This window comes from Streptomyces tyrfis (assembly GCF_037034285.1).
Classification (GTDB): Bacteria; Actinomycetota; Actinomycetes; order Streptomycetales; family Streptomycetaceae; genus Streptomyces.
Window position 1 is genome coordinate 212,071 of record NZ_JBAGJZ010000004.1, and the last position, 26,063, is coordinate 238,133.

General features: G+C 72.3%; 23 protein-coding genes. 16 read left to right on the plus strand and 7 right to left on the minus strand.

The features are described 5' to 3' along the window. Nucleotides 1-237 precede the first annotated feature (237 nt). The 7 genes from WA762_RS05210 to WA762_RS05240 all read left to right on the plus strand — a co-directional run bounded on the left by WA762_RS05210 (nt 238) and on the right by WA762_RS05240 (nt 5,544). On the plus strand, nt 238-1,359 hold the full coding sequence (locus WA762_RS05210; protein WP_335933320.1) for a SchA/CurD-like domain-containing protein: 1,122 nt from the start codon (nt 238-240) through the stop codon (nt 1,357-1,359). Between the two features lie 76 nt (nt 1,360-1,435). Further along, nucleotides 1,436-1,870: a cupin domain-containing protein gene (locus tag WA762_RS05215; RefSeq protein WP_335933271.1), complete on the plus strand. Its 435-nt coding sequence runs from the start codon at nt 1,436-1,438 to the stop codon at nt 1,868-1,870. Next, the gene (locus WA762_RS05220; protein ID WP_335933273.1) at nt 1,867-3,135 is read left to right on the plus strand and encodes a beta-ketoacyl-[acyl-carrier-protein] synthase family protein; all 1,269 of its coding nucleotides are present in this window, start codon (nt 1,867-1,869) and stop codon (nt 3,133-3,135) included. Before WA762_RS05215 ends, WA762_RS05220 begins: the two co-directional genes overlap by 4 nt. After that, nucleotides 3,132-4,382 (plus strand): ketosynthase chain-length factor, encoded by a 1,251-nt coding sequence (locus WA762_RS05225; RefSeq protein ID WP_335933275.1) that lies wholly within the window; start codon nt 3,132-3,134, stop codon nt 4,380-4,382. Before WA762_RS05220 ends, WA762_RS05225 begins: the two co-directional genes overlap by 4 nt. A 15-nt stretch (nt 4,383-4,397) precedes the next feature. Beyond that, a complete protein-coding gene (locus tag WA762_RS05230) occupies nt 4,398-4,655 on the plus strand; it encodes an acyl carrier protein (RefSeq protein WP_335933277.1) in 258 nt (85 codons plus the stop codon). Between the two features lies 1 nt (nt 4,656). Continuing rightward, on the plus strand, nt 4,657-5,136 hold the full coding sequence (locus WA762_RS05235; protein ID WP_335933278.1) for an SRPBCC family protein: 480 nt from the start codon (nt 4,657-4,659) through the stop codon (nt 5,134-5,136). Between the two features lie 75 nt (nt 5,137-5,211). After that, nucleotides 5,212-5,544, plus strand: coding sequence for a TcmI family type II polyketide cyclase (locus tag WA762_RS05240; RefSeq protein ID WP_335933280.1), 333 nt, complete (start codon nt 5,212-5,214; stop codon nt 5,542-5,544). A 102-nt stretch (nt 5,545-5,646) separates the two neighbouring features. Here the strand turns inward: WA762_RS05240 and WA762_RS05245 are convergent, their stop codons facing one another. From WA762_RS05245 to WA762_RS05255, 3 genes are all read right to left on the minus strand, one after another. Next, entirely contained in the window at nt 5,647-6,744 is a 1,098-nt protein-coding gene (locus WA762_RS05245) for a methyltransferase (protein WP_335933282.1), read from the minus strand. A 34-nt stretch (nt 6,745-6,778) separates the two neighbouring features. Further along, entirely contained in the window at nt 6,779-7,861 is a 1,083-nt protein-coding gene (locus WA762_RS05250; RefSeq protein WP_335933284.1) for a right-handed parallel beta-helix repeat-containing protein, read from the minus strand. A 212-nt stretch (nt 7,862-8,073) separates the two neighbouring features. Further along, a complete protein-coding gene (locus WA762_RS05255) occupies nt 8,074-9,702 on the minus strand; it encodes an acyl-CoA synthetase (RefSeq protein ID WP_335933322.1) in 1,629 nt (542 codons plus the stop codon). Nucleotides 9,703-9,938: 236 nt separating this feature from the next. Between WA762_RS05255 and WA762_RS05260 the strand changes: the two genes are divergently transcribed. The 5 genes from WA762_RS05260 to WA762_RS05280 all read left to right on the plus strand — a co-directional run bounded on the left by WA762_RS05260 (nt 9,939) and on the right by WA762_RS05280 (nt 14,578). Beyond that, entirely contained in the window at nt 9,939-10,739 is an 801-nt protein-coding gene (locus WA762_RS05260; protein ID WP_335933285.1) for a crotonase/enoyl-CoA hydratase family protein, read from the plus strand. A gap of 15 nt (nt 10,740-10,754) precedes the next feature. Then, entirely contained in the window at nt 10,755-11,705 is a 951-nt protein-coding gene (locus WA762_RS05265) for a Zn-ribbon domain-containing OB-fold protein (protein WP_335933287.1), read from the plus strand. Beyond that, nucleotides 11,706-12,758, plus strand: a complete 1,053-nt coding sequence (locus WA762_RS05270) for a thiolase domain-containing protein (protein WP_335933289.1) — start codon at nt 11,706-11,708, stop codon at nt 12,756-12,758. Then, nucleotides 12,751-13,917, plus strand: coding sequence for a thiolase domain-containing protein (locus WA762_RS05275; protein WP_335933291.1), 1,167 nt, complete (start codon nt 12,751-12,753; stop codon nt 13,915-13,917). The genes WA762_RS05270 and WA762_RS05275 overlap by 8 nt, the downstream gene beginning before the upstream one ends. A gap of 160 nt (nt 13,918-14,077) precedes the next feature. Next, nucleotides 14,078-14,578 (plus strand): hypothetical protein, encoded by a 501-nt coding sequence (locus WA762_RS05280; protein ID WP_335933293.1) that lies wholly within the window; start codon nt 14,078-14,080, stop codon nt 14,576-14,578. Between the two features lie 88 nt (nt 14,579-14,666). Here WA762_RS05280 and WA762_RS05285 read toward each other — a convergent pair whose 3' ends face one another. After that, nucleotides 14,667-16,880 carry a terpene synthase family protein gene (locus tag WA762_RS05285; RefSeq protein WP_335933294.1) on the minus strand — a complete coding sequence of 738 codons (2,214 nt, stop codon included), beginning with the start codon at nt 16,878-16,880 and terminating at the stop codon, nt 14,667-14,669. 394 nt (nt 16,881-17,274) lie between these two features. Between WA762_RS05285 and WA762_RS05290 the strand changes: the two genes are divergently transcribed. Next, a complete protein-coding gene (locus tag WA762_RS05290) occupies nt 17,275-18,606 on the plus strand; it encodes an N-acetylmuramoyl-L-alanine amidase (RefSeq protein WP_335933295.1) in 1,332 nt (443 codons plus the stop codon). A 162-nt stretch (nt 18,607-18,768) separates the two neighbouring features. On the opposite strand, the gene WA762_RS05295 is transcribed toward WA762_RS05290, so the two are convergent. After that, on the minus strand, nt 18,769-19,896 hold the full coding sequence (locus tag WA762_RS05295; RefSeq protein WP_335933297.1) for an aminoglycoside phosphotransferase family protein: 1,128 nt from the start codon (nt 19,894-19,896) through the stop codon (nt 18,769-18,771). Between the two features lie 231 nt (nt 19,897-20,127). On the opposite strand from WA762_RS05295, the gene WA762_RS05300 reads away from it, so the two are divergent. Further along, nucleotides 20,128-21,627: a DNA-binding protein NsdB gene (locus WA762_RS05300; protein WP_335933299.1), complete on the plus strand. Its 1,500-nt coding sequence runs from the start codon at nt 20,128-20,130 to the stop codon at nt 21,625-21,627. Nucleotides 21,628-21,795: 168 nt separating this feature from the next. On the opposite strand, the gene WA762_RS05305 is transcribed toward WA762_RS05300, so the two are convergent. Next, entirely contained in the window at nt 21,796-23,244 is a 1,449-nt protein-coding gene (locus WA762_RS05305) for a PP2C family protein-serine/threonine phosphatase (RefSeq protein WP_335933301.1), read from the minus strand. 585 nt (nt 23,245-23,829) lie between these two features. Further along, a complete protein-coding gene (locus WA762_RS05310) occupies nt 23,830-24,489 on the minus strand; it encodes a DUF1275 family protein (RefSeq protein WP_335933302.1) in 660 nt (219 codons plus the stop codon). Between the two features lie 226 nt (nt 24,490-24,715). Between WA762_RS05310 and WA762_RS05315 the strand changes: the two genes are divergently transcribed. After that, nucleotides 24,716-25,231, plus strand: coding sequence for a DinB family protein (locus WA762_RS05315; protein ID WP_335933303.1), 516 nt, complete (start codon nt 24,716-24,718; stop codon nt 25,229-25,231). A gap of 240 nt (nt 25,232-25,471) precedes the next feature. Beyond that, entirely contained in the window at nt 25,472-25,987 is a 516-nt protein-coding gene (locus tag WA762_RS05320; RefSeq protein WP_335933304.1) for a lytic polysaccharide monooxygenase auxiliary activity family 9 protein, read from the plus strand. Nucleotides 25,988-26,063 lie beyond the last annotated feature (76 nt).

Consider the following 26,063-nt stretch of genomic DNA (forward strand, 5'->3'; position numbering starts at 1 on the left):
CGGAGCGGTTCGGACGGCCGCTCACCTGAACGGTTCATAAATCTCGCGCCGCCCGGAGCAGCGTTTCACGATCGGTCACGGAGACGATGCCCGCTGTCACGGGTGCGGACCGTTCACATCCGCCGGGAGAGTCCCCGCTCCGAACGGGAGAGTCCCCGCTCCGAATCCACTCGCCAACCGACGGTTGACGGCATGCCTCCGGGCTGCCCGCGACGCCGTCCTGAAGGAGACCGAATGATGACCAGCACCCTCTCGGACCGGATCTCCCAATCCGCCTTCGACGGTTCCCGACTGCGCGTCGTGCTGCTGCTGGACCTCTACGACGGGGCCCAGCAGCAGTTCCTGGAGGCGTACGAACACCTGCGCAACCAGGTGGCGTCCGTCCCCGGGCACATCAGCGACCAGCTGTGCCAGTCCATCGAGAACCCCTCGCAGTGGCTCATCACCAGCGAATGGGAGAGCGCCCCGCCGTTCCTCGCCTGGGTGAACAGCGAGGAACACGTGGCGACCGTCCAGCCGCTCCACAACTGCGTGCGCGACACCCGTTCGCTGCGCTTCAGCGTCCTGCGGGAGACCGGCAAGGCGTTCGAGCTCGCGCCCGAGACCGCCAAGGGAAAGCTCCAGGCGTCCCCCCGTCTCGGCGACGGAGTGGTGCGCCACGCGCTCACGTTCACCGTTCAGCCCGGCACCGAGGGCATCGTGGCCAAGATCCTCGCCGATTACGAGTCCCCGAAGGCGCGTGTCGACGAAGACACCCGTTTGCGCCGCACCTCGCTTTTCATGCACGGGAACCGCGTCGTACGGGCCATCGAGGTCGAGGGCGACCTGCTCGCCGCCCTGCGTCACGTCGCCCGGCAGCCCGAGGTCCGGGCCGTGGAGGAGGCCCTCAACCCGTATCTGGAGCAGCACCGGGACCTCACCGACCCGGACTCGGCCCGGATGTTCTTCACCCGGGCGGCGCTCCCGACCGTCCACCACGTCACCGCGGGCCGCCACGAGGCCGCGGACCTGCGCCGGCACGCGCTCTTCTACCAGGCCAAGGAGGGCTGCGGCATGGCGCTCGCCCGGCTGCTGGCCGGCCATGACGAGGAGGCGGCCGACGACCCGGCGAGCATCATCGACAGCAGCACCATCTTCCAGCGCGACGACGTCGTCGTCCGGCTCCTCGAAGCGGCCGGCCCCATCGACGCGCGGCCCGCCCAGGTGGTCGGCATCGACGGCCCCGGCAAGGTGGCCCGGCTCGGACGGCTCCTCGACGGCTCCGCCAACACCGTGCCCACCGACGACCTGGAGACCGCGGACTTCCTCAAGAGGGCCGAGATGACGCTGATCACCGATCGGTGCGCCACGGAGTCCTGAACCGCGCATCCGCACCCTGGGGGGTTCTCGCTCAACCCGTCGCTACAACGCGCAATGTGCCAGGAGGAAAGCAGACATGACCACGCACCGGCCACGCATCGTGGACCTCAGCGAGACGCAGCCCAACCGCAGGCGCGGAGGAGACCTTCGCGCCATGCTCACGCCGACTGCGGTGGGCGCCACCAGCGGCTTCATGGGGCTGGCGATCGTTCAGCCCGGCGACCGCATCGGCGAGCACTACCACCCGTACTCCGAGGAGTTCGTGTACGTCGTCCAGGGCCTCCTGGAAGTCGACCTGGACGACGAGCCGTACCGCATGCGGCCCGACCAGGGTCTGCTGATCCCTCCCCACATGCGCCACCGGTTCCGGAACGTGGGGGACGTCGAGGCGCGCATGGTCTTCCATCTCGGCCCGCTCGCCCCCCGTCCGGAACTCGGCCACGTCGACACCGAGCACACCGGGTCCGCCGACCGCGTCGCACCGCCGGAGCGGACGGAGGCCCCCTCATGACCCGACGGGTGGCGGTCACCGGTGTCGGTGTCGTAGCCCCCGGCGGCGTCGGCGCACCGGCGTTCTGGGACCTCCTCGCGAACGGGCGGACCGCGACCAGGGGCATCACGCTCTTCGACCCGGCGGGCTTCCGCTCCCGCATCGCCGCCGAGTGCGACTTCGACCCGGCGGAGCACGGGCTGGACGCCGACCGGATCGCCCGGTCGGACCGCTACGTCCAGTTCGCGATGGTGGCCGCCAGGGAGGCCCTCGACGACGCCGGACTCGACCTGGAGAAGACGGACCCCTGGCGGATGGGGGTGTCGCTGGGCACCGCGGTCGGCGGCACCACCCGGCTGGAGCACGACTACGTCGCCGTCAGCGACCGCGGCGCCCGCTGGGACGTCGACCACCGGTCCGCCGGGCCGCACCTGGAACGGGCCTTCTCGCCCAGCACCCTGGCCTCGGCGGTCGCCGAGCAGATCGGCGCGCACGGCCCGGTGCAGACCGTGTCCACGGGCTGCACCTCCGGCCTCGACGCGGTCGGGTACGCCTTCCAGTCCATCGAGGAGGGCCGGGTCGACGTGTGCGTCGCCGGGGCCTCCGACTCACCCATCACCCCGATCACCGTGGCGTGCTTCGACGCGATCAAGGCCACCTCGCCCAACAACGACGACCCGGAGCACGCCTCCCGGCCCTTCGACGCCCGCCGCGACGGCTTCGTCATGGGGGAGGGCGGCGCGGTGCTCGTCCTGGAGGAGCTGGAGCACGCCCGGGCCCGCGGCGCGACCGTGTACTGCGAGATCGCCGGGTACGCCACCTTCGGCAACGCGTACCACATGACCGGGCTGACCGCCGAGGGACTGGAGATGGCCGAGGCGATCGACCGCGCCCTCGGCCACGCCCGGATCGACGGCTCGCAGATCGACTACGTCAACGCGCACGGCTCGGGCACCAAGCAGAACGACCGGCACGAGACGGCCGCCGTCAAGCGGGCCCTGGGCGCGCACGCCTACGACGTGCCGATGAGTTCGATCAAATCCATGGTCGGCCACTCACTGGGGGCGATCGGGGCCATAGAGATCGCCGCCTGCGTACTCGCCCTGGTCCACCAGACCGTACCGCCGACGGCGAACTACGAGAGCCCGGACCCGGAATGCGATCTCGACTACGTGCCGCGCACCGCACGTCCCCTGAAGCTGCGCAGCGTCCTCTCGGTCGGCAGCGGCTTCGGCGGGTTCCAGTCCGCGGTGGCCCTGACCAGGACAGGTGGGAGGACGCCATGAGAACCCGCAGAGCCCGGCGCACCGTCGTCACCGGGATCGGTGTGGTCGCCCCCAGCGGGAACGACACCGAAGCCTTCTGGAAGCGGACGCAGGAGGGCACGAGCGTCCTCGACCGGGTCTCCCGCGAGGGCTGCGAGCATCTGCCGCTGCGGGTCGCCGGCGAGGTCCGCGGCTTCGAGGCGACCGAACTGATCGAGGAGCGCTTCGTCGTCCAGACCGACCGCTTCACCCACTTCGCGATGGCCGCGGCGGACATCGCCCTGGAGGACGCCCGGCTGGGGCGCGCCGACTACCAGGACTCGCCGTTCGACGTCGGCGTGGTGACCGCCGCGGGCTCCGGCGGCGGAGAGTTCGGCCAGCGCGAACTCCAGCGGCTGTGGGGACAGGGCTCCACCTATGTGGGCCCGTACCAGTCCATCGCCTGGTTCTACGCCGCCAGCACCGGCCAGATCTCGATCCGGGGCGGCTTCAAGGGGCCGTGCGCCGTCGTGGCCGCCGACGAGGCGGGCGGCCTGGACGCGCTGGCCCACGCCGCCCGCACCATCCGGGGCGGCGCGGGGGCGGTGGTGGTCGGCGCGGCCGAGGCGCCGCTGGCCCCCTACTCGGTGGTCTGCCAGCTCGGCTACGCCGACCTGAGCACCCGCGACGAACCCACCCACGCCTATCTGCCGTTCACCGCCGACGCCTGCGGCTTCGTGCCGGCCGAGGGCGGCGCCATGCTGGTCGTGGAGGAGGAGCAGGCGGCGCTCCGGCGCGGCGCCCGGGTCCGGGCCGAACTCGCCGGACACGCCGCCACGTTCACCGGAGCGTCCCGCTGGGAGGAGTCCCGAGAGGGCCTCGCCCAGGCGATCATCGGCGCGCTGCGGGAGGCCGACTGCGCACCGGACGAGATCGACGTGGTCTTCGCCGACGCCCTCGGCGTACCGGCCGCCGACCGCGCCGAGGCGCTCGCGATCGCCGACGCGCTCGGCGCGCACGGCCGGCAGGTCCCCGTGACGGCGCCCAAGACCGGCACCGGCCGCGCCTACTGCGGGGCCCCGGTGCTGGACACGGCCGCCGCCGTCCTCGCCATGGAGAACGCCCTGATACCCCCCACGCCGAACGTCTACGAGGTGTGCCACGACCTCGACGTCGTCACCGGCGGCGCCCGCCCCGCGGAACTGCGGACGGCGCTGGTGCTCAGCCGAGGGCTCATGGGCTCCAACGCGGCCATGGTGCTGCGGGCCTCCACCGACACCTCATCGTGAGAAGGAGAAGTCCTCATGACCGACCGACTGACCTACACCGAACTCGCCGCCCTGATGAAGAAGGGCGCCGGACTCACCGTGGATCCCGGCGAGATGGAGAAGAGCCCCGGGACCGCCTTCGACGAGTTCGGCCTCGACTCGCTGGGCCTCCTCGGCATCGTGGGCGTGCTGGAGAACCGCCACGGCAGGGCGCTGCCCACCGACGCCGACCGCTGCAAGACCCCCCGTGAATTCCTCGACCTGGTCAACAACAGCCTGATGCAAGGAGCCTGACGTGTCCGGACACACCGAGAACGAGATCACCGTCGCCGCACCCCTGGACCTGGTCTGGGACATGACGAACGACCTGGAGAACTGGCCGAACCTGTTCAGCGAGTACGCCTCGGTCGAGATCCTCGAACGCGACGGCGACCGCACCAGGTTCCGTCTGACCATGCACCCCGACGAGAACGACAAGGTCTGGAGCTGGGTCTCCGAGCGGACCGTCGACCGCGCAGCCCGCACCGTCCGCGCGCGCCGCGTCGAGCCGGGCCCCTTCCAGCACATGGACATCCGCTGGGAGTACTCCGAGGTGTCCGGCGGCACGAGGATGCGCTGGACCCAGGACTTCGCGATGCGGCCCGACGCCCCCGTCGACGACGCGTGGATGACCGACAACATCAACCGCAACTCGAAGATCCAGATGGGGCTCATCCGGGACAAGGTCGAACGGTGCGCCCGCGAGGGCCGCACCGCGCCGGTGACGGCCGGCTGACCCCCGTCACCTCTCCCACGGCCCGGCACCCGGTCGCCCCGGGTGCCGGGCCGGGACCGAGAAAGGCACGCAACGATGCACCACGCCCTGATCGTCGCCCGGATGGCACCGGGCTCGGCTCCCGACATCGCCCGGCTGTTCGCCGCCTCCGACAGCACCGAGCTGCCGCACCTCGTCGGCGTCACCCGGCGCAAGCTCTTCCAGTTCGGCGACGTCTACCTGCATCTGATCGAGTCCGAGCGCCCGCCGGGCCCGGAGATCGCCAAGGTGACGCAGCACCCCGAGTTCCGGTCCATCAGCGAGAAGCTCACCGCGTACGTGAGCGCGTACGACCCCGAGACCTGGCGCGGCCCCAAGGACGCCATGGCCCACGAGTTCTACCGGTGGGAGCGCGACGCCACCGGGTAGCCCCCGGCACGCACGGCGCCCCGGGTCCGGCTGCCGGACCCGGGGCGCCGTGCGTCGCGCGCGGCCTCACAGCCTGTTCGGAGGCCGTCCGACAGGCTCTCCTCAGCCGGGGACCACGCACTCGAAGGCGTGCAGATAGGCGTTGACCGGCACGACCCGGTCGATCAGCAGGCCGGCCTCCGAGATCCGGCCGACCATGCTCTCCCTGGTGTGCTTCGCACCGCCGACGTTCAGGAGCAGCAGCAGGTCCATCGCGGTGGTGAACCGCATCGAGGGGGAGTCGTCGACGAGGTTCTCGATGACGACGACGCGGGCGCCGGGGCGGGCCGCGGCGATGACGTTGCGCAGGGTCCTGCGCGTGCTGTCGTCGTCCCACTCCAGGATGTTCTTGATGATGTAGAGGTCGGCCCTGACCGGGATCGCCTCGCGGCAGTCCCCGGCCACGATCCGGGCCCGGCCGGCGAGCGCCCCCTCGTCGCGCAGCCGGGCGTCCGCCCGGGCCACCACGCCCGGCAGGTCCATCAGGGCGCCGCGCAGCGACGGGTGCTTCTCCAGCAGGCTCGCCAGCACGTGCCCCTGGCCGCCGCCGATGTCGGCGACCTCGGACACCCCCGTGAGATCGAGGAGCTCGGCGACGTCCAGCGCGGACTGCACACTGGAGGTGGTCATGGCCCGGTTGAAGGTCTGCGCCGACTCGTGCGCGTCCTGGTGCAGGTAGTCGAAGAAGCCCTTGCCGTGCACGTCCGGGAAGACGGTCCGGCCGGTGCGCACCGCGTCGTCGAGGCGCGGCCAGACGTCCCAGGTCCAGGGCTCGGTGCACCACAGGCAGATGTGGCGCAGGCTGTCGGGGGCGTCCTCGCGCAGCAGGCGGGACATCTCGGTGTGGGCGAAGCACCCGTCCGGGGTCTCGGTGAAGATCCCGTAGCAGGACAGGGCGCGCAGCAGCCGACGCAGCGGCGCGGGCTCGGCGCCCACCAGGGCCGCGAGCTCCCGCACGTCGGCGGGCGTCTCGCCCAGCGCGTCGGCGACGCCGAGGCGGGCCGCCGCGCGCACGGCGGCGGCCCGCGCCGCGCCGAAGGCGATCTCGCGGAGCTGCATGGAGGGCTGAGGGGCCGCGCCCGCGTGCGGGGCGGCGGCGCGGGCGGCGGCCGGGGCCTCGGGGGCGGTGGTCGATGCGGGGGTGGTGCTCACAGTGGTCATGCCGATTCGCTTCTCCTCGTGCGGGGTGCGCCGGTCAGCACATCCCGGCGGGTGTGGACTTCGTGCAGACGTTGCCGACGAAGGTGTTGTTCTTGCCGGTGTCCCCGTCGGCCAGGTCGGAGGGCTTGTTGCCGAGAACGACGTTGCCGCTGACGGTGTTGCCGTTGTTCTTCGCGCCCACGAAGCTCTTGAACAGCACGACGCCGCCGGACATCGGCGTGGCGCCCGTGTTGTCGCTGATCGTGTTCGAGCGCACCCGGGTGTCCTCCGCGCCGGTGAGCACGATGCCGGAGCCCTGGATGGCGGGGAGCCGCTCGGTCTTCGGGCAGTACTTGTTGTTGCCGGTGATCCGGTTGGAGCTGATCGTCATCGCCCCGGCCTGCGGTCTGCCCTCGTCGCCCACCACGAACACCCCGGTGCAGTTCCTGGTGAACGTGTTGTCGTGGACGGTGAGGTTTCTGACGCGCCGGGCGGTGAAGCCGATCCGGTTGTCCGTCAGCGTGTTGTCCTGGAGCTCGGTGCCCCGGGTGTCGGTGGCGCCGCCCTCCTCGGAGACGGTGTTCGCGACGAAGACGCCGGCGTCGCCGTTGGCGCGCGCCGTGTTGCCGGCGAACCTGCCCCGGGTGGAGCGTTCCTGGGCGATGCCCCAGACGCCGTTGCGCTCGGCGGTCACCCGGCGCACGGACAGCCGGTCCGTCCAGGAGGCCCAGACCCCGTGCTTCTGGAAGCCGGAGACGGTCAGCGAGTCGACGGTCACGCCGTCGACGGTGTGACCGGGGCGGCCCAGGACGCAGATCCCGCTGCCGGCCTTCGTACAGGCGTCCGCGGCCCGCGTGCCCTTCGCCGCGGGCCGGATGACGGTGCGGTCGCCGTAGCCGCGCAGGGTGAGACCGGCCTTGGCGACCAGGACGGACTCCCGGTACGTGCCGGGCTGCACGACGACGGTGTCACCCGGCCGGGCGGCGTCCACCGCCTTCTGGATCGACTGGCCGGGCCGCACCACCAGCGGTGCGGCGGCCTGGGCGGACGGTATGGCCGTGCCGAGTCCGGCGGCCGAGACGACCAGGACCGGGGCGGCCACGGCCGGGACGAGACTCTTCAAGTGTCGTTTCCTCATATGCCGAAGCTAGGGGCGTTCTCCCCCCGCTGCCACATAGGGTGAGCGGTCGGGTACCGGGGGTACCCGCAATGGCGCACCACGCGGCCCGTCGCGCCGGGCGCGGACGGCGGCCGCCCGGCGGCGGCGCACCCGCCCCGCGCACCGCGCGGCGGAGCCGTTCGGGTGCCTCACGGCGCCCCGGCGGCCCCGGATCCGCCGGGGCGCCGCCGTCAGTCCTCCGTGCCGCGCGGCCCCGCCGCGACCGCGCGTGCCCAGCGGTAGTCGGCCTTCCCGCTCGGGGAGCGCTGGATCTGCGGGATGATCACCAGCCGCCGCGGGATCTTGTAGCCCGCCAGCCGGCTCCGGCAGTGCGCCTGGACGTCGTCGAGCGACGGTTCCGCGGCCCCCTCGCGCAACTGCACCACCGCGGCCACATGGCTGCCCCACCGCTCGTCGGGCACCCCCGCGACCAGCGCGTCGTACACGTCCGGATGGGCCTTCAGCGCCTGCTCGACCTCCTCCGGGTACACCTTCTCGCCACCGGTGTTGATGCACTGCGAGCCCCGGCCCAGGACCGTGACGATGCCGTCCTCGTCCACGGTCGCCATGTCGCCGAGCAGCACCCAGCGCCGGCCGTCCCGCCGGAAGAACGTCTCCGCCGTCTTGCGCGGGTCGTTGTAGTAGCCGAGCGGCACATGGCCGCACTGGGCCAGGCGTCCCGGCTCGCCCGTCCGCACGGGTTCACAGGTCGCCGGATCCACCACGGCCGTACGGGAGTTGACCTGGAGCCGGAACCCCTTCTCCGGGCCCGAGTCGGGCGTCGCCGTGCCGTTGAACCCGGACTCCGACGACCCGAAGTTGTTCAGCAGCATGGCCGTCGGCACCAGCTCCTGGAACTCCGCGCGCACCGAGTCCGACATGATCGCGCCCGAGCTGGAGACGGAGAACAGCGACGAGCAGTCGACGCCCCGCAACGGCCCCCGCAGCGCGTCGATCAGCGGCCGGAGCATCGCGTCGCCCACCAGGGAGACGCTGGTGACCTTCTCCTTCGCGATCGTCCGCAGCACCTCCTCCGGTACGAACTTCCGGTGGAGCACGACCCGTTGCCCGAAGTCGAAGGCGATGAAGGCGGTCAGCGTGGAGGTGCCGTGCATCAGCGGGGGAGTGGGGAAGAACGTGATCCCGTCCCCGCCCGCGGCCACCCGCTCGGCCAGCTCCTGCGGGGACTTCACCGGCTCGCCGGTCGGCGCGCCGCCGCCGAGACCGGAGAAGAAGAGGTCCTCCTGGCGCCACATCACCCCCTTGGGCATGCCCGTGGTGCCGCCGGTGTAGATGATGAACTGATCGTCGGCGGACCGCGGCGCGAACCCGCGCTCCGGACTCCCGGCCGCCTCCGCGTCCGCGTACGCCACGGCGTCCGGACCCCGGCTCCCCGCCGCCGGCGCGCCCACCCGGACCAGATGGCGCAGGGTCGGCGCCTTCGGGGCGGCGGCCCCCACCCGGTCGTCGAACTCCGCGTCGAAGACCAGTGCCGCCAGATCCGCGTCACGGTAGAGGTAGGCCAGCTCCTCCTCGACGTACCGGTAGTTGACGTTGACCGGAACGAGCCGGGCCTTGAGGCAGGCCAGGAGCGTCTGGAGGTACTCGACCCCGTTGTAGAGATGGAGCCCCACGTGCTCCCCGACGGCGATCCCCGCGTCCAGCAGGTGGTGGGCGACGCGGTTGGCGGCCGCGTCCAGCTGCGCGTACGTCAGCCGGCGCTCCGCTCCCGTGCCGGGATGGTCGACGTAGACCAGCGCCTCGCGTTCCGGGACCGCGTCGACGACCGACTCGAACAGGTCGGCAAGGTTGTACTCCACCATTCCTCCTGACCCCGGATGCTCCTGACTGACACGGCGTCATTAGAGCGCCGGGACGCACAAGTGGGAAGGGCGTCGCCGCAATAGATCTGACTGACTGTCAGAAAGCTATTGAACTGGCCACCCGCCTCCTGCAACCTGTTCCAGTGCCGTGACCGGCGGACCCGGCCACGCCGCGCCGCCCGGCCCGCACGCCCGGAGGCCGCGGCGCCAGGACTCGGAACGGGAGGCAGGCAATGGGCGGTACCGAACACCTCACCGTGCGGCGCGAGGGCGCCACCATGGTGCTCACCCTGAACAGGCCCGAGGCGAGGAACGCCCTCTCGCTGCCGATGCTGGTCGGTCTCCACGACGGCTGGCTCGCCGCAGACGCGGACGACTCGGTCCGCTCGATCGTCCTCACCGGCGCCGGCGGCTGCTTCTGCGCCGGGATGGACCTCAAGGCGCTCGCCGGCGAGGGGATGGACGGCGACCGGTACCGCGACCGGATGACCGCGGATCCCGACCTGCACTGGAAGGCGATGCTGCGCCACCACCGCCCCCGCAAACCGGTCGTCGCCGCCGTCGAGGGGCCGTGCGTCGCGGGCGGCACCGAGATCCTCCAGGGCACCGACATCCGGATCGCCGGGGCGGGCGCCACCTTCGGCCTCTTCGAGGTCCGGCGCGGCCTCTTCCCCATCGGCGGCTCGACGGTGCGGCTCCCGCGCCAGATCGCCCGCACCCACGCGCTGGAGATGCTCCTCACCGGGCGCCCCTACAGCGCCGAGGAGGCCGCCGCCATCGGGCTGATCGGCCGCGTCGTGCCCGAGGGCGCCGCGCTGGAACAGGCCCTCGACGTGGCCGAGCGGATCAACGCCTGCGGACCGCTCGCCGTCGAGGCGGTCAAGGCGTCCGTCTACGAGAGCGCCGACCTGACCGAGACCGAGGGCCTCGCCGCCGAACTGAAGCGCGGTTGGCCGGTCTTCGCCACCGACGACGCCAAGGAAGGCGCCCGCGCCTTCGCCGAGAAGCGCCCGCCCGTCTACCGGCGCTCCTGACCCGAGGAGGCAACCGTGACCGAAACCCTCAGCGCACCCCTGGTGGTCGAATTCCCCTTCACCCGCTCCCTCGGCCCGGTCCAGAGCGCCTTCCTCACCGGCCTGCGCGAACGCACCGTCCTCGGCGTGCGGACCGACGACGGGAAGATCCTCGTCCCGCCCGTCGAGTACGACCCCGTCACCGCCCGGGAGATCCGCGAACTCACCGAGGTCGCCGCCACCGGCACCGTCACCACCTGGGCCTGGAACCCCGACCCGCGCCCCCGCCAGCCCCTCGCCACCCCCTTCGCCTGGGTCCTGGTGCGACTCGACGGCGCCGACACCGCCCTCCTGCACGCCCTGGACGCCCCCGGCCCCGAGGCCGTCCGCACCGGCATGCGGGTACGGATCCGCTGGGCCCCCGACCGCACCGGCGCCATCACCGACATCGCCTGCTTCGAACCGTACGACGGGGAGCCCGGCCGGCCCGCCCCGCACGACGGCGCGTTCGACGGCCCCGTCACCGGCATCGTCGCCCCCGCCCGGCTCGACTACCGCTACACCCCCGGCCGCGCCCAGGGCGGCTACCTCGAAGCGCTCGCCGAGCGGCGCATCATGGGCGAACGCTGCCCGTCCTGCGACAAGGTGTACGTGCCGCCCCGCGGCGCCTGCCCCACCTGCGGCGTCGCCACCGCGGAACAGGTCGAGGTCGGCCCGCGCGGCACCGTCACCACGTTCTGCGTCGTCAACATCAAGGCGGCCCACACGGCGAACCTCGGCATCGAGGTCCCCTACGTCTACGCGCACATCGCCCTCGACGGCGCGGACCTCGCGCTGCACGCGCGGATCGGCGGCATCCCGTACGACCGGGTGCGCATGGGCCTGCGGGTCGAACCCGTCTGGACCGAGGGAGCGCGTCACCCCGACCACTACCGGCCGACCGGCGAGCCGGACGCCGACTACGACGCGTACAAGGAGCTGCTGTAGATGCGAGACGTGGCGATCGTCGCCTTCGCGCAGACCGACCACCTGCGCCGCACCGACGAACTCTCCGAGGTCGAGATGCTGATGCCGGTGCTGCACCGGGTCCTCGACGAGACCGGGCTCAGGACCGCCGACCTCGGGTTCGTCTGCTCCGGCTCCAGCGACTACCTGGCGGGCCGCGCCTTCTCCTTCACCATGGCGCTCGACGGCGTCGGCGCCTACCCGCCGGTCTCCGAGTCCCATGTGGAGATGGACGGCGCCTGGGCGCTGTACGAGGCATGGGTCAAGATCCGGACCGGCCGGGCCGACACCGCGCTCGTCTACTCCTACGGAAAGTCCTCGCCCGGCACGGTGCGCGACGTGCTCACCCGCCAGCTCGACCCCTACTACGCCGCCCCGCTCTGGCCGGACTCCGTCGCCCTCGCCGCCCTCCAGGCCCAGGCCCTGATCGACGCGGGCGACACCGACGAGACCGCGCTCGCCGCCATCGCCGCCCGCAACCGCGCCGCCGCCGCGGACAACCCGCACGCCCAGCTGGCCGGGCCCGTGCCGCCCGGCGACTACGTGGTGCGGCCGCTGCGCACCGGCGACTGCCCGCCCATCGGGGACGGCGCGGCCGCCGTGATCCTCGCCGCCGGCGACACCGCGCGGGCCCTGTGCCCCCGCCCCGCCTGGATCCGCGGCATCGACCACCGCATCGAGGCCCACGGCCTCGGCGTCCGCGAGCTGACCCGGTCCCCGTCCGCCCGGCTCGCCGCCGAACGCGCCGGAGCCTTCGAACGCCCCGTGGACACCGCCGAGCTGCACGCCCCGTTCACCTCCCAGGAAGTCGTGCTGCGCGACGCGCTGCGACTGGACGACACCGTCACCGTCAACCCGTCCGGCGGCGCGCTCGCCGCCAACCCCGTCATGGCCGCCGGACTGATCCGGCTCGGCGAGGCCGCCGCCCGCATCCACCGCGGCGCGTCCGACCGGGCGCTCGCCCACGCCACCTCCGGGCCCTGCCTGCAACAGAACCTGGTCGCCGTACTCGAAGGGGAGAGCGCTCATGTCTGAGGAGCCCGTGGCCGTCGTCGGCGTCGGCCAGACCAAGCACGTCTCCGCCCGCCGGGACGTCTCCATCGCCGGACTCGTCCGCGAGGCCGCCGTCCGCGCGCTGGAGGACGCCGGGCTCACCTGGGCGGACGTCGACGCCGTCGTCATCGGCAAGGCCCCCGACTTCTTCGAGGGCCTGATGATGCCGGAGCTGTACCTCGCCGACGCGCTCGGCGCCGTCGGCAAGCCCATGACGCGGGTGCACACCGCGGGCTCGGTCGGCGGCTCCACCGCGCTCGTCGCCGCCGACCTGGTCTCCGCCCGGGTGCACCGCACCGTCCTCACCGTCGCCTTCGAGAAGCAGTCCGAGTCCAACGCCATGTGGGGCCTCTCGCTGCCGATCCCCTTCCAGCAGCCGCTGCTCGCCGGGGCGGGCGGCTTCTTCGCCCCGCATGTGCGGGCCTACATGCGCCGCACCGGGGCGCCCGACACGACCGGCTCCCTCGTCGCGTACAAGGACCGCCGCAACGCGCTGAAGAACCCGTACGCGCACATCCACGATCCGGACATCACCCTGGAGAAGGTCAGGTCCTCGCCGATGCTCTGGGACCCGATCCGCTACTCGGAGACCTGCCCGTCCTCCGACGGGGCCTGCGCCATGATCCTCACCGACCGCGCCGGGGCGGACCGCTCGCCGCACGCGCCCGCCTGGGTGCACGGCGGCGCCATGCGCAGCGAACCGACCCTCTTCGCGGGCAAGGACTTCGTCTCGCCGCGCGCCGGACGGGACTGCGCCGCCGACGTGTACCGGCAGGCCGGCGTCGACGACCCCCGGCGGGAGATCGACGTGGTGGAGATGTACGTGCCGTTCTCCTGGTACGAGCCCATGTGGCTGGAGAACCTCGGCTTCGCGGACGAGGGCGAGGGCTGGAAGCTCACCGAGTCCGGCGTCACCGCACTCGACGGCGACCTCCCCGTGAACCCCTCGGGCGGCGTGCTCTCCACCAACCCCATCGGCGCCTCCGGCATGATCCGCTTCGCCGAGGCCGCGTTGCAGGTACGGGGACGGGCGGGCGAGCACCAGGTCGAGGGGGCGCGCAGGGCGCTCGGCCACGCCTACGGCGGCGGGGCGCAGTTCTTCTCGATGTGGCTGGTCGGCTCCGAACCCCCCAGCAGCTGACCGCTCCCTGCCCTCGCCCCGCTCCCGCCCCGGCCGGCCGGTCCGTGCCCGGACGGCCGACGCCCGGCCGGCCCCGCCCGGGTGTCCGGCGCGCGCCGGAGCGCCCCGGCCCGCGCCGCCCCGGCTCCGTGACGTGAGCCGGGACACGTACCATGTCCGCATGTCGTTCCTCCGCCGCCGCAGCGCCGCCACCCCCGCCGGCCCCGACTTCGACGTCCTGGCCATGGACCCGGGGGACTGGCCCGGAAACCTCGGCGCGGGTCTGCTGCCCGCGCCGGACGGCAGCTGCCAGGGGGTCTTCCTGCGGTACGACCTGTTCGGCGGCCGGGGCCCCGCGATGATCATCGGCAACCTGCCGGAGGGCTCGCCCGCCCGGGAGACCGAGGAGGGCCAGATCCCGTTCGAGGTCGCCCAGCTGCTGCTCGCGCTGGAGAACGACGAACCGGTCGAGGTCACCGGCACCGAGGACATGCCGGTGATGCAGGGGGACAACCTGCTGATCGTCCGCCGGATCAAGCTCTCCGAGAGCCGGATCTCCTGCGTCCAGTTCGACCGGAGCGACGGCGTGCTCGTCACCATCGCCAGCTGGGACCGGCCGATCACCGACGATCTGTACGCCCTGCTGAAGCCCCTGCCCGCCGAGCTGTTCCAGCAGGGCTGAAACGTCCCTTCGGCGCAGCCGCGCACCCAGGGGGCGCGCGGCTGCGGGGCCGTCGGGGGCGGGGCGCCGGGGCGGCCGCGAGCGGACGCTACACACCACTGCCCGAGAGCTGGGCGAACAACGTCGTCACCCGGGCCGCCGACACACCGAGCCCGCGGGGACCGTTCAGATGCCACGGGGCGCCCGCGCCCCCGCGCAGGTCCTGCTCACGGTAGCGCCGGCAGCCCCGGTGCCAGATCAGGATGCCCGCCAGCCAGTGCTTCAGCTCCCGCACATACCCGGCCAGGATCTCCCGCGCCTCCGCGCCGAGCCCGAAGTCGTCGTACAGCACCGGGAGTTCCTGCTCGGCGACGTGCAGGAACTGCCGCAGCCTGGAGTTCATCAGGTCGTGCACGATCCGCACGCCGGTGGGGTAGTCCACCCCGAAGAAGTTCTGCACCACCAGCACCCCGTTGTGGACCTCGCCCTCGTACTCGATCTCCTTCTGGTACGAGAACAGGTCGTTGAGCAGGCACGCGTAGTCCGCGGCCGCGTTCTCCAGCGAACGCAGCGGGCCGCTGCGGTAGATCTCCTCCGGAACCTTCCGCCCGTGTCCCAGCCGGCTGAGACTCATCGTGAGATCGGAGCCGAACGTCGCGCGCCGCATCTCGACGTAGTCCACCGGATCGGGGATGCGGTTCTGCACCTGGTTCGCCAGCTCCCACACCCAGCTCGCGGTCATGTCCTCGACCGCCTTGCGGAACGCGCGCCGCGCCCCCTCGTCCATCGGGGCCGAGGTCTTCGCCCACAGGTCCCCGAGTCCCCGCTCCAGGGCGTTGACCGGTTCGGGGGTCCCCGACCCGTCCAGCGGCATGAACAACGAGAGCCGCTCGTTGGCGAGCTTGGCCCCCGCCAGGTCGCGGGCCCGCCCGTGCACCACCGGGAACCAGTCGTCGCCGTACGTCCCCCAGGTCAGCCACTGGGAGGAGAGGTCCAGCTCCTCCGCCGTCGCGTCGGGATGCAGCCCCGCCGCGCACAACGGCAGGTCGAACGCGACGAGCCGCTCCTCGTCCCAGATGTGCGAGCCGGGCACGCCCGGCTGCGCCTCCAGGATGCCCATCCGGCGCGACCAGTCGACGATCCGCACCCGCGCGCCCTCAAGGTGCGGGCTCAGCGTCGTGCCGAACGGCAGCTCGAAGTCGGGCAGCAGGGACGGGCCCACGTACTGGTACGGCACATGGCTGTGACTGCGCAGCCGGGCCGACTCCGAGCGGCGGGTCAGCCGGATCGAGGCCGCGGCCATGCCGAAGCCGGGCGCGGCGTCGCCCGCCCCGCCGCCGTTCATGTAGCGGCTCGAGCGCATGTGCCACTCATGACCGCCCGACTGCCAGTCCTGCAGTCCCTTCACATACGCCAGGACCGCCGCCGTCTGCGCCGGGTCCAGCCCCTTCTCCGCGCAGAGCGGGCCGAGTTCGGTGAGCGCGGTGTTCTCGAACTGCTGGAGCCGGGACGTCAGCAGATCGTTCACCGCCTCGGCGGCCTCCTGCGTCGAGCACCCCAGGAAGTGCTCCAGGACCAGCACGCCGTTGCTGTTCTCGCCCTCGTCCTCGACCTCGCGCTGGTACGAGAAGAGGTCGTTGCGCAAATGCACGCCGTCCGAGAAGGCGTCCCGCAGCACCCGCAGGGCGCGCTCGCCGGCCACGGCCTCGGGGACCTCCGCGCCCGCCGCGTACTCCACCAGGCCCGCCGACCAGGGGGCCCCGCCCACCTTGCGACGCATCTCGATGTACTCGACGGGGTTCGCGATGCGCCCCTCGTCGATGTTGGCGAGCTCCCACAGCGACTCGTCGAGGAGGTTCTTCGTCGCCTCGGCGAACCGGGCCCGCCAGGCGTCGGACATGCCCGGCACCGTCCGCGCCCACAGGTCGGCCAGCCCCGCCTCGACCGGATTCGTGGCCTCGGGCACCGCCGCGCCGCGGTCCATCGGCATGAACGCCGGCAGACGGTCCAGATATCGCTTGCCGCCCTCGCGGTCGAGGGTGCGCTTGAACAGCTCCAGGAAGTGGTCGTCGAAGAAGAAGACCCACACATACCAGTCGGTGACCAGCGAGAGCGCGTCGGACGAGCAGTCCGGGTGGGTGTACGCGCACAGCAGCGCGTAGTCGTGGGAGTCGAGGTCCTTCTCCTCCCAGACGCCCGAACCCTCCAGCATGCCCATGCCGCGCGCCCACTCCTTGGTGTGCCGCCGGGCCTCCTCGACGTGAGGGTTGAGCCGCGCCGGATGGGGGACGTAGAAGTCCGGCAGGGTGAAGGGCTGAGCCATGGGTGTACGGCCTTTCCGAGATCTCGCCGTGCGCACGCCGCACGGACCGGGTGTCCGCGCGAGCACTACCCTTCGGCCGTTCGGGGCACGCACATCCGCAATTAGTCACATAAGCAGTCCGCTTGATGCTGTCGCGCGCGGACCCGTGGCCGGCCGGGCGCGGGTGGGCCCCAAGCGGCGAAAGACGCCGGCGGCGCACCCCGAGGATTCCTTCCGGCCGCAGGTCGGAGTACCCGTCAGTGGTCTGGTCCAGTGGCTCGCCCGGCGTCCCGTGCCGCACTCTTGACGCGCTGTCATCCCGGGCCGGAGAGTGTGCGCGCACGGCGGAACGAGCGTTCGGATCAAGAGCGTTCGCCCGTACGTCTCTCCACGCACGGCTCCAGGAAGGGTTGTCATGACGTCCAAGCAGAGGACCGGACTCGCCGTCGCCTTGACGACGGTCGGCGCACTGAGCATGGCGCTGCTCAGTCCCGCGACGCCGGCCGGCGCCGCCCCGGTGCGGCCGGAGTGCCCACGCGTCCTCGCGTGCGACTGGGTGCCGGCCGCCTACCAGCAGACGGGCGATCCCGCCGACAAGGAGACGTACGGGAACTACGACACCTCCGACCGCCCGCACAACAACAAGATCCGGTTCATCGTCCTGCACGACACCGAGGAGGACTTCGACACCACGCTGAAGATCTTCCAGAACCCGCTGAAGCAGACCTCCGCCCACTACGTGGTCCGCTCCTCCGACGGCCATGTCACGCAGATGGTCCGGAACAAGGACGTCGCCTGGCAGGCGGGCAACTGGTACGTCAACAGCCACTCCATCGGCATCGAGCAGGAGGGGGTCGCCGTCGAGGGCGCCAAGTGGTACACCCCCGAGATGTACCGCTCCACCGCCGAGCTGGTGCGCTACCTCGCCGCCAAGTACGACATCCCGCTGGACCGCCAGCACATCATCGGCCACGACGGCGTGCCGCCCACCAGCGCCTCCGGCACCCGGAACATGCACTGGGATCCCGGAACGTACTGGGACTGGAACCGGTTCATGGCCCTGCTCGGCGAACCCGCCATGCCGAGCGGCTCCACGCGCAGTCAACTCGTCACTGTCAGCCCGGACTTCAAGAAGAACAAGCAGGCGTTCCGGGACTGCGAGAAGGGCGTCGACCTGCCCGTCCAGGGCTCCAGCGCCGTGCCGCTGCACACCGCGCCCTCCGAGGACGCGCCGCTCTTCTCCGATCCCGGCCTGCACACCGACGGCTCTCCCGGCACCAACTGCGTCGCCGACTGGGGCAGCAAGATCAGCGCCACCCAGCAGGCCGTCGTCGCGGACCGGGTCCCCGGCTGGACGGCGATCTGGTGGTACGGCCAGAAGGCGTGGTTCCGCACCCCGGCCCACACCCGGACCACCGTCCCCACCTCCGGATACGTGGTCAGGCCCAAGGCGGGACGCACCGAGGTGCCGGTCTACGGCGTCGCGTACCCGGAGAAGTCCGACTATCCGGCGGACTTCACGGACCAGCGGGTGGGGACGCCCCTGCAGTACACCATCAAGGCGGGACAGTCCTACCCCGGCGGCGGCGAGGCTCCCACCGGCTACTTCTACTCCCCGACGATCGACTCCTCGTACGCCTACGACCACGCCTACTTCCGGGGCAAGGAGAAGTATGTGACCGTGCAGATCGGCCACCGGATCGCCTTCGTCAAGGCATCGGACGTGGACATCGTGCGCGCGCGCTGACGCGTCAGCAGAGGCGCGGGCCGTCCGCCGCCGGCGGCGGGCAGCCCGTGACCGCCGACCGCCGACCGGCCGCTCCGGCGGCGGGACGCGGACGCCACGCACGACGGCGCCGCGGGCCCGGTGTGTCGGCACCGGACCCGCGGCTCATCCCCCTGGGAAGGGTCAGCGTGTGCCGACCGCGGCACGGACGGCACGGCGGGCCAGAGCACAGTCGTCGTGCAACCGCCGTAGCAGCAGCCGCTGTTCCTCGCTGGACGAGAGCGCACCCGGCCGGTCCTGGCCCACCGCGCCCACCGGCTCCCGCATGGCCCGCTGGACCGCCGTCTCGTAGGTGCGGATCTCCCGCGTCAGCACCAGCATCAGGTTCACCAGGAACGCGTCGCGCGACGCGGGTCCCGCCGCCTGCGCCAGCTGGCTGATCTGACGCCGCGCCGCCGGGGCGTCCCCCAGGACCGCCCAGAGCGTCGCCAGGTCGTAGCCCGGCAGATACCAGCCCGCGTGCTCCCAGTCCACCAGCACCGGACCGGTCGGCGACAGCAGGACGTTCGACAGCAGCGCGTCGCCGTGACAGAACTGCCCCATGGCCTGGCGTCCGCCCGCCAGACCGTGCAGCAGCTTCTGCAGGTCGCCCAGGTCGCGGTCGGTGAACAGACCGAGCTCGTGATAGCGGGAGATCCGCGCGGCGTAGTCCAGCGGCGCGTCGAAGAGTCCCGGAGCCGGACGCCAGGAGTTGACCCGGGTGATCGCACCGAGCACGGCCCGCACGTCGGCGCGGGGCGGGGCCTCCGTCGGGTGCCGGGTCAGCGCCGCCACCCGGCCGGGCATCCGCTCGATCACCAGGGTGCAGTTGTCCGGGTCCGCCGCGATGAGCCGGGGCGCCCGCACCGGCGGGCGGTGCCGGACGAACGCGCGGTACGCCGCTATCTCGTGGCGGAACCGCTCGGACCACGCGGGGGAGTGGTCCAGCAGGCACTTGGCGACCGCGGTCGCGCGCCCCGTGGAGCCGACCAGGAGAACCGAACGGCCGCTGCGGCGCAGGACCTGCACCGGATTGAACTCCGGGCAGATCCGGTGCACCGAGGCGATCACCATCCTCAGCTGAGCGCCCTGCGGGCCGGACAGGTCCAGCCGTCCGCTGAGCGGCGCTCCGCCCACCCCCGCCGGTCGCCGCGGCCGGACCGTGCCGGACGCCGACGAGGCGGCGTGCGGAGCGAGGTACGGCCCGCCGCCCGCCCCCAGGGGACGGAGCGGCCGGGGCGGGGCGGTCACGGAGGACGATGCTGTGTACATGGGGGAGACAGATCCCTTCGTGCGCCGACAGTTCGCGTTCGCCGCCCCGTCCGGCGGCCGTTCGGCACCCTGGGGAGTACCTCGGGCTGCCGGGCGGGGTGGCGCTTTCCTACCTGACACCGGACCGCGGGTGGCAGACCATCTGGCGCACCCTGGCGAACCCTGGCGAATAGTCGCGACCCCCCTGGCGCGGGGTTACTGTCAACACAGCCGAGAACCTGGGGGCTTGACGTGACCGGAGAACCCAACACCCGCCTGTCCGACCTGTTCGGCCTCGCCGGCTGGTCCAAGGGCGAACTCGCGAGGCTGGTGAACCGGCAGGCGGCGGCCATGGGCCACGCGCAGCTGGCCACCGACACCTCGCGGGTGCGGCGTTGGATCGAGACGGGGGAGTCCCCTCGCGATCCCGTGCCCAAGGTGCTGGCGGCCCTGTTCACCGAGCGGCTCGGCCGTGTCGTGACCATCGAGGACCTCGGGTTCGGCCGGCGCGGGCGTGTGGGCAGACGGCGGGAGGCCGGGGCGGAGCACAACCCCGACGGACTGCCGTGGGCGCCCGAGCGGACGGCAGCGGTCCTCACCGAATTCACGGGAATGGACCTCATGCTCAACCGACGAGGCTTGGTGAGCGCGGGCGTCGCGCTCACCGCAGTATCGACCATCACCGGCCCCCTGCACGAGTGGTTGCACAGCGACCCCGTGCTGGCGGCCGACGCCCCACGGACCGACGACCCACTGCACGCCGACCCCGCCGGATTCGACCGGTACGAGGCCGCCCCCATCGGATCGGAGGAGATCGAGGCGCTCGAACGCTCCGTCGAGGTGTTCCGCGCCTGGGACGCCTCCCGGGGCGGCGGACTCCAGCGCAAGGCCGTGGTGGGCCAGCTCAACGAGGTGGGCGGCATGCTCGCCTACCGCCACCCCGAGCACCTCCAGCGCCGGCTCTGGGGCGTCGCCGCCAACCTCGCGGTGCTCGCGGGATGGATGTCCCACGACATCGGCCTCGAACCCACCGCGCAGAAGTACTTCCTCATCGCGGCACATGCGGCGCGCGAGGGCGGCGACCGTCCCCGCGCGGGCGAGGCGCTGTCCCGGGCGGCGCGCCAGATGGTCCACCTGGGCCGTCCCGACGACGCCCTGGACCTGATGAAGCTCGCCAAGTCCGGATCCGGCGACCTGGTCCTGCCCCGCACCCAGGCGATGCTGTGCACCATCGAGGCATGGGCCCAGGCGTCGATGGGGCAGGGCCAGGCGATGCGGCGCACCCTCGGCAGGGCCGAGGAGCTCTTCGTCTCCGACCGCAGCGATGTGCCGCCCCCGCCATGGATGCAGATGTTCGACGAGGCGGATTTCCACGGCATGCAGGCCCTGGCGTTCCGCACCTTCGCCGAGCACGACCCGTCGGTGGCGGCGGTGGCCCAGCGCCATGCCAAGCGGGCACTGGAGCTCCGGGTCGACGGGCGCCAGCGGTCCAAGATCTTCGACTACATCTCCCTCGCCTCGGCGTGCTTCATCGCCGACGATCCCGAACAGGCCGACTGCTACGCGCGGTTGGCGCTGGTGACGATGGGGGAGACCTCCTCGCACCGCACCTGGGACCGGTTGCGCGAGATGTACCGGCTGACTGGCCACTACGCGGACTACCCGAAGATCAAGGATCTGCGGGAGGAGATCGAGGTCTCCATGCCGCCGCACTCCGCAGACAAGCAGTCAAAGGACTCGACCGAGATCTGAGCCGCGGTCGTCGCGGCGAGCGGGCGTCGGCGGTCAGCCGTTCCTCGGCCACGACCCGGCCGATCGAACGCGCACCGCTTCCTCGTCGGTTCATCGCCCGATCGCTCCACCGTCCTGTCGAACGGCGTCCGACCCGGCGTCCGTCTCTCCTCGCGTGTGCCGCTGTGCCTACGCGCCGATCCTGGCGATCAGCACGCACGCGTCGTCCAGGCGCGCGCCGCCGCCGAACTCCGTGACGACCGTGCGCACGCACTCCTGTGCCGTGCGGGCCCGTGCGAACTGCGGTGCGAGCGCGAGCAGGGCGTCCGGTCCCGTGCTCCGGTCGCCGTGCCGGTTCAGCCCGTCGGTGTGGAGGACCAGCACGTCGCCGGGCAGCAGGGGCACGTCGTCCTGCTCATACGCGACCGCGGACGCCGCGCCGAGGAGCACCCCGTCGGGCGGCGTCAGCGGGCGCCCCTCGCCGTTGCGGAACAGCAGCGGCGCGGGGTGTCCCGCCTGCGCCCAGGCGAGCGTGCCGGTGGCCGGATCGAAGCGGCAGCACAGGGCGCTGCCGAGGGCCGGCTGCACCGAGGACCCGAGTAACTGGTTGAGGTGCCCCATCAGGACCCCGGGCTCGATCCCGGCCACGGCCATCCCGCGCAGCGCCCCCAGGAGCATCGCCATGGCGGACGTGGCCTGGATTCCGTGACCCGTCAGGTCGCCGACGGTGAGCACGGTCCTGCCGTCCGGCAGCTCCAGGGCGTCGTACCAGTCGCCTCCGATCAGGGAACTCGACTCCGAGGGCAGGTAGTGGGCGGCGACGTCCAGCGCGCCCGCTCCGTGTGAGGGGAGCCGTAACGGGCCACGCCACGGCGGCAGTACGGCCTCCTGGAGCTCGACGGCCATCCGGTGCTCGTTCCGCGCCCTGTGCTGCCCGTACCGCAGTGAGTCACGGGTCCGGCGCACCGCCTGCTCGCTGCGCCGCAGCTCGCTCACATCGCGCAGGACCGCCCACATCGAGGCGGTGCAGCCGTCCGTGTCGAGGACGGGCTCGCCCAGCATGTGGAGCGTGCGCATCCGGCCGTCGGCCCGCAGAATGCGGAACTCCCCGTCCATCGGCCTTCCGTCCACCAGGCAGTCCGTGACCAGGGCGGTCAGCAGGGGCTGGTCCTCGGGCAGGAGCATGGACGGGAGCTCGTCCAGGGAGAGGGGGCCCGCCTCGGGCGACCTGCCGAAGATCTGGAACAGCTCCGCGGACCAGGTGACCTCGTCGGTCAGCAGGTTCCATTCGGCGCTGCCCACCCTGCCGACGAGCGAACCGGGCCCGGAGCGGGCCGCGGCGCCCCGCGGGAGGCCCGTGGGGCGGGTCCTCGCGCTCTCCGGGGGCCGCGGCGTGTCGGGCACGATCCCTTCTCTGAGCTGTCCCAGGTGGGCGCCGAGGTCGTCGAGATGGTGGACGGCAAGTTCGCAGAGCGCACGTTGCCAGCGGGACCGGGGGTCCTCCTCGTCGACCAGGACCGTGTCCCGCCGCACGGCGTCCACCTCGCCGCGCAACTGCCGGGTCCGGTCGATCAACGCGTCGAAGGCGTCGTGTTCGTGCCGCCGGGGACGGGGCGGTCCGGGCAGGGGGGACGGCATCTCGTACTCCGATACAGGCGCGGCGCGACCAGGTCTGAAGGGTGGGCCGAAGACGACTGTCGCACAGGCGGCGGGGACCCGTAAGGCATTTGGCAACACTCGATACGGTGTTGCTTCTGGCATATGCCATGGGCTGAGCGTGGCGTCCATTTATCGAACAGTTTTTCCAGTGACGGACGTTGACGCACCTCAGTGGGGGTGTGTCCGACCCGGGAGTGAGCCCGGCGTGCGCCTGGTTGATGTGTTGTGCGCCTGGGGCGCGCGGGGGCGCATCCGCCCGTGCGGGGGTGTGTGTCGCGCACGGCGGCCGACGCCCGGCCGCCGCCGGGAGGTGAAAGAGGGATGGGGTGAAGGGGCGGGTCTTCCCGTGTCGTGCCGCGCGTCACAGTGCGGACGTGGCCTGCGGGCGGGGGAATGGTTTATTGTTCATCTATGTGTGAGGGCCGCGCCAGGCGTCCACACCTCTGACCGCCCCGGCCGGAATCCCCCGATCCGGCCGGGGCTCCCCCCTGCCCGGTACGTGCTTCGCGCGCACGCCCGTCGGCCGCGAGCGGAAGGGCGTGGCGAGCGGAACCGGCGGGGCGGTCAGTCGGCCGTCCGACGCCTGCCGGGCGGCGTCTCGATCCACAGCGCCCCGGCCACCGGCGCCGCCGCCACCACGGCTGCCAGCTCGGGCCGGAACCGTACCGCCAGCGCCGTCACGGCGGCGCCCGCCACGACCGCCGCCAGCCGGCCCGCGACCCAGCCGTCCTCCGGGCCCCACGAACGCGACGCCGCGCGGCCGACGAGGGACGTGAGCGTGCCCGTGAAGTAGTTCGTGGGCGTCGTGAGGACGCGCCCCTGGATTCCCATGGCCGCGGAGACGAGCATCAGCAGGCCCAGCCGGTCACCGCCGGACGTGATCAGCCCCAGCCCCCACAGCGCCGCCCCCGCCGTCAGCAGCGCCGCCTCGCACAACAGCGTCCGCGGCAGGGGCAACCGCAGCCGCGCGGTCAGCCACGTCCCGCACGCGACTCCGAAGGCGTACCAGAACAGCGCGGTGATCACCCGGAGGGCCACGCCCTGCTCCCCGAGGCCGACGGCGGAAACGCCCAGCAGCACCAGGTTTCCGGTCATCACCCCGGCGAAGACCTGTCCCACGCAGATGAAGGCGAACGCGTCCGCCGCCCCCGAGGCGGCCGACAGGAGCAGCAGGGTCCATTCGGTCCGCGGGGCGCGCCCGGTGGGGAGGGAGGCAGTGGACACGCCTGCATTGTCGGCGCGGCCGCGCCGAAGACGCTGAAACGCCGCGGACACGGCGCGGCGGCCCGCGACCGTGACAGGGGGCCAGGGCCGCGACGCGTCCGCTCCGTGCCTCCGTGCCGCGGCGCCCGGCCGCGAACCGGGGCCGGTCGCCGGTGCGGCCGGTCGCCCGTCGTGGGCGTCCCCGGTCCACTGTCCGGATCGGCGGCGTGCGGGGCAGGATCAGAGGATGACATGGACAGCACCTGACGTGGAGCGGGTCTCCCGTTCGTATGTGGCGGGCGAACGGGACATGCTCATCGACTACCTCGCCTGGTACCGCGGCGCTCTGCTGCGCAAGTGCGCGGGGCTGACCGGGGAACAGCTCGCCCGGCAGACGGTACCGCCGTCCAACCTCACCCTCCTCGGGCTGATCCGTCACATGGCGAAGGTCGAACGGATCTGGTTCCGGCAGCGGTTCGCCGGGCGGACGCTGGAACCGATGTACGACCCCGGAAAGGGGAAGGACGCGGACTTCGAGGACCTGGACCCCGCGCGGGCGGCCGAGGCCTACGAGCGGCTCGTGGAGGAGTGCCGGCTGGCGGACGAGATCGTCGCCGGGGCGTCTCTGGACGACACCTTCGTCCACGCCGGTGAGCGCTACTCGCTGCGCATGATCCATCTGCACATGATCGGGGAGTACGCGCGCCATGTCGGCCACGCCGGCCTTCTGCGCGAGCGCCTCGACGGCGCGACGGGCTGGTGACGCGGCGGCGCTCGCTCCGCGTCCCCGATGCGCGGGCACTCTTGACGCGGCTTCACCGAGGGCTATGGTCTAGTCCAAGCGCAAGGCCGCCCCACAAACGCCTGCGACCGTCCGGCGTGCGTTCCGGCGGATCTGCTCAGCCCTTCGCGCCTCTTGGCCCCACACTGGAGAGGCGGCCTGCCCTCGTCGGGTCCCCAACAGCCCGACCGTGTGCGGTGACGCCTCATGTGAAGGAGAAGCATGCACGCGAAAAGGAAGACAGCCGCGATCGTCGGAGCCGCGCTGGCGCCGGTTCTGGCCCTGAGCCTTCCGGCCGGCTCCGCCGACGCCCACGGGTACATCTCGTCACCGCCGAGCCGTCAGGCGCAATGCGCGGCCCGGACCGTGAGCTGCGGGGACATCAAGTACGAGCCGCAGAGCGTGGAAGGCCCCAAGGGGCTGACCAGTTGCAGCGGCGGCAACGGGCGGTTCGCCGAACTCGACGACGACTCCAAGGGCTGGAAGGTCACCCCGGTGAGCGGGACCACGTCCTTCCAGTGGGTCCTGACCGCCCGGCATGCCACGAGCACCTGGCAGTACTTCGCGGGCGGCCGGAAGATCGCGGAGTTCAACGACAACGGGGCCCAGCCGGGCGCGACGGTCACCCACCAGGTGAACTTCGGCGGGCTGACCGGAAAGCAGAAGGTGCTTGCGGTGTGGAACATCGCCGACACCGCCAACGCCTTCTACGCCTGCGTCGACCTCGACATCAGGTGATCCCTGGCGGGCCGGGTCCTTCGGGGCCCGGCCCGTGGCGGGCCGACGGTGGGTCGGTCGTCGTCGGGATGCTGGT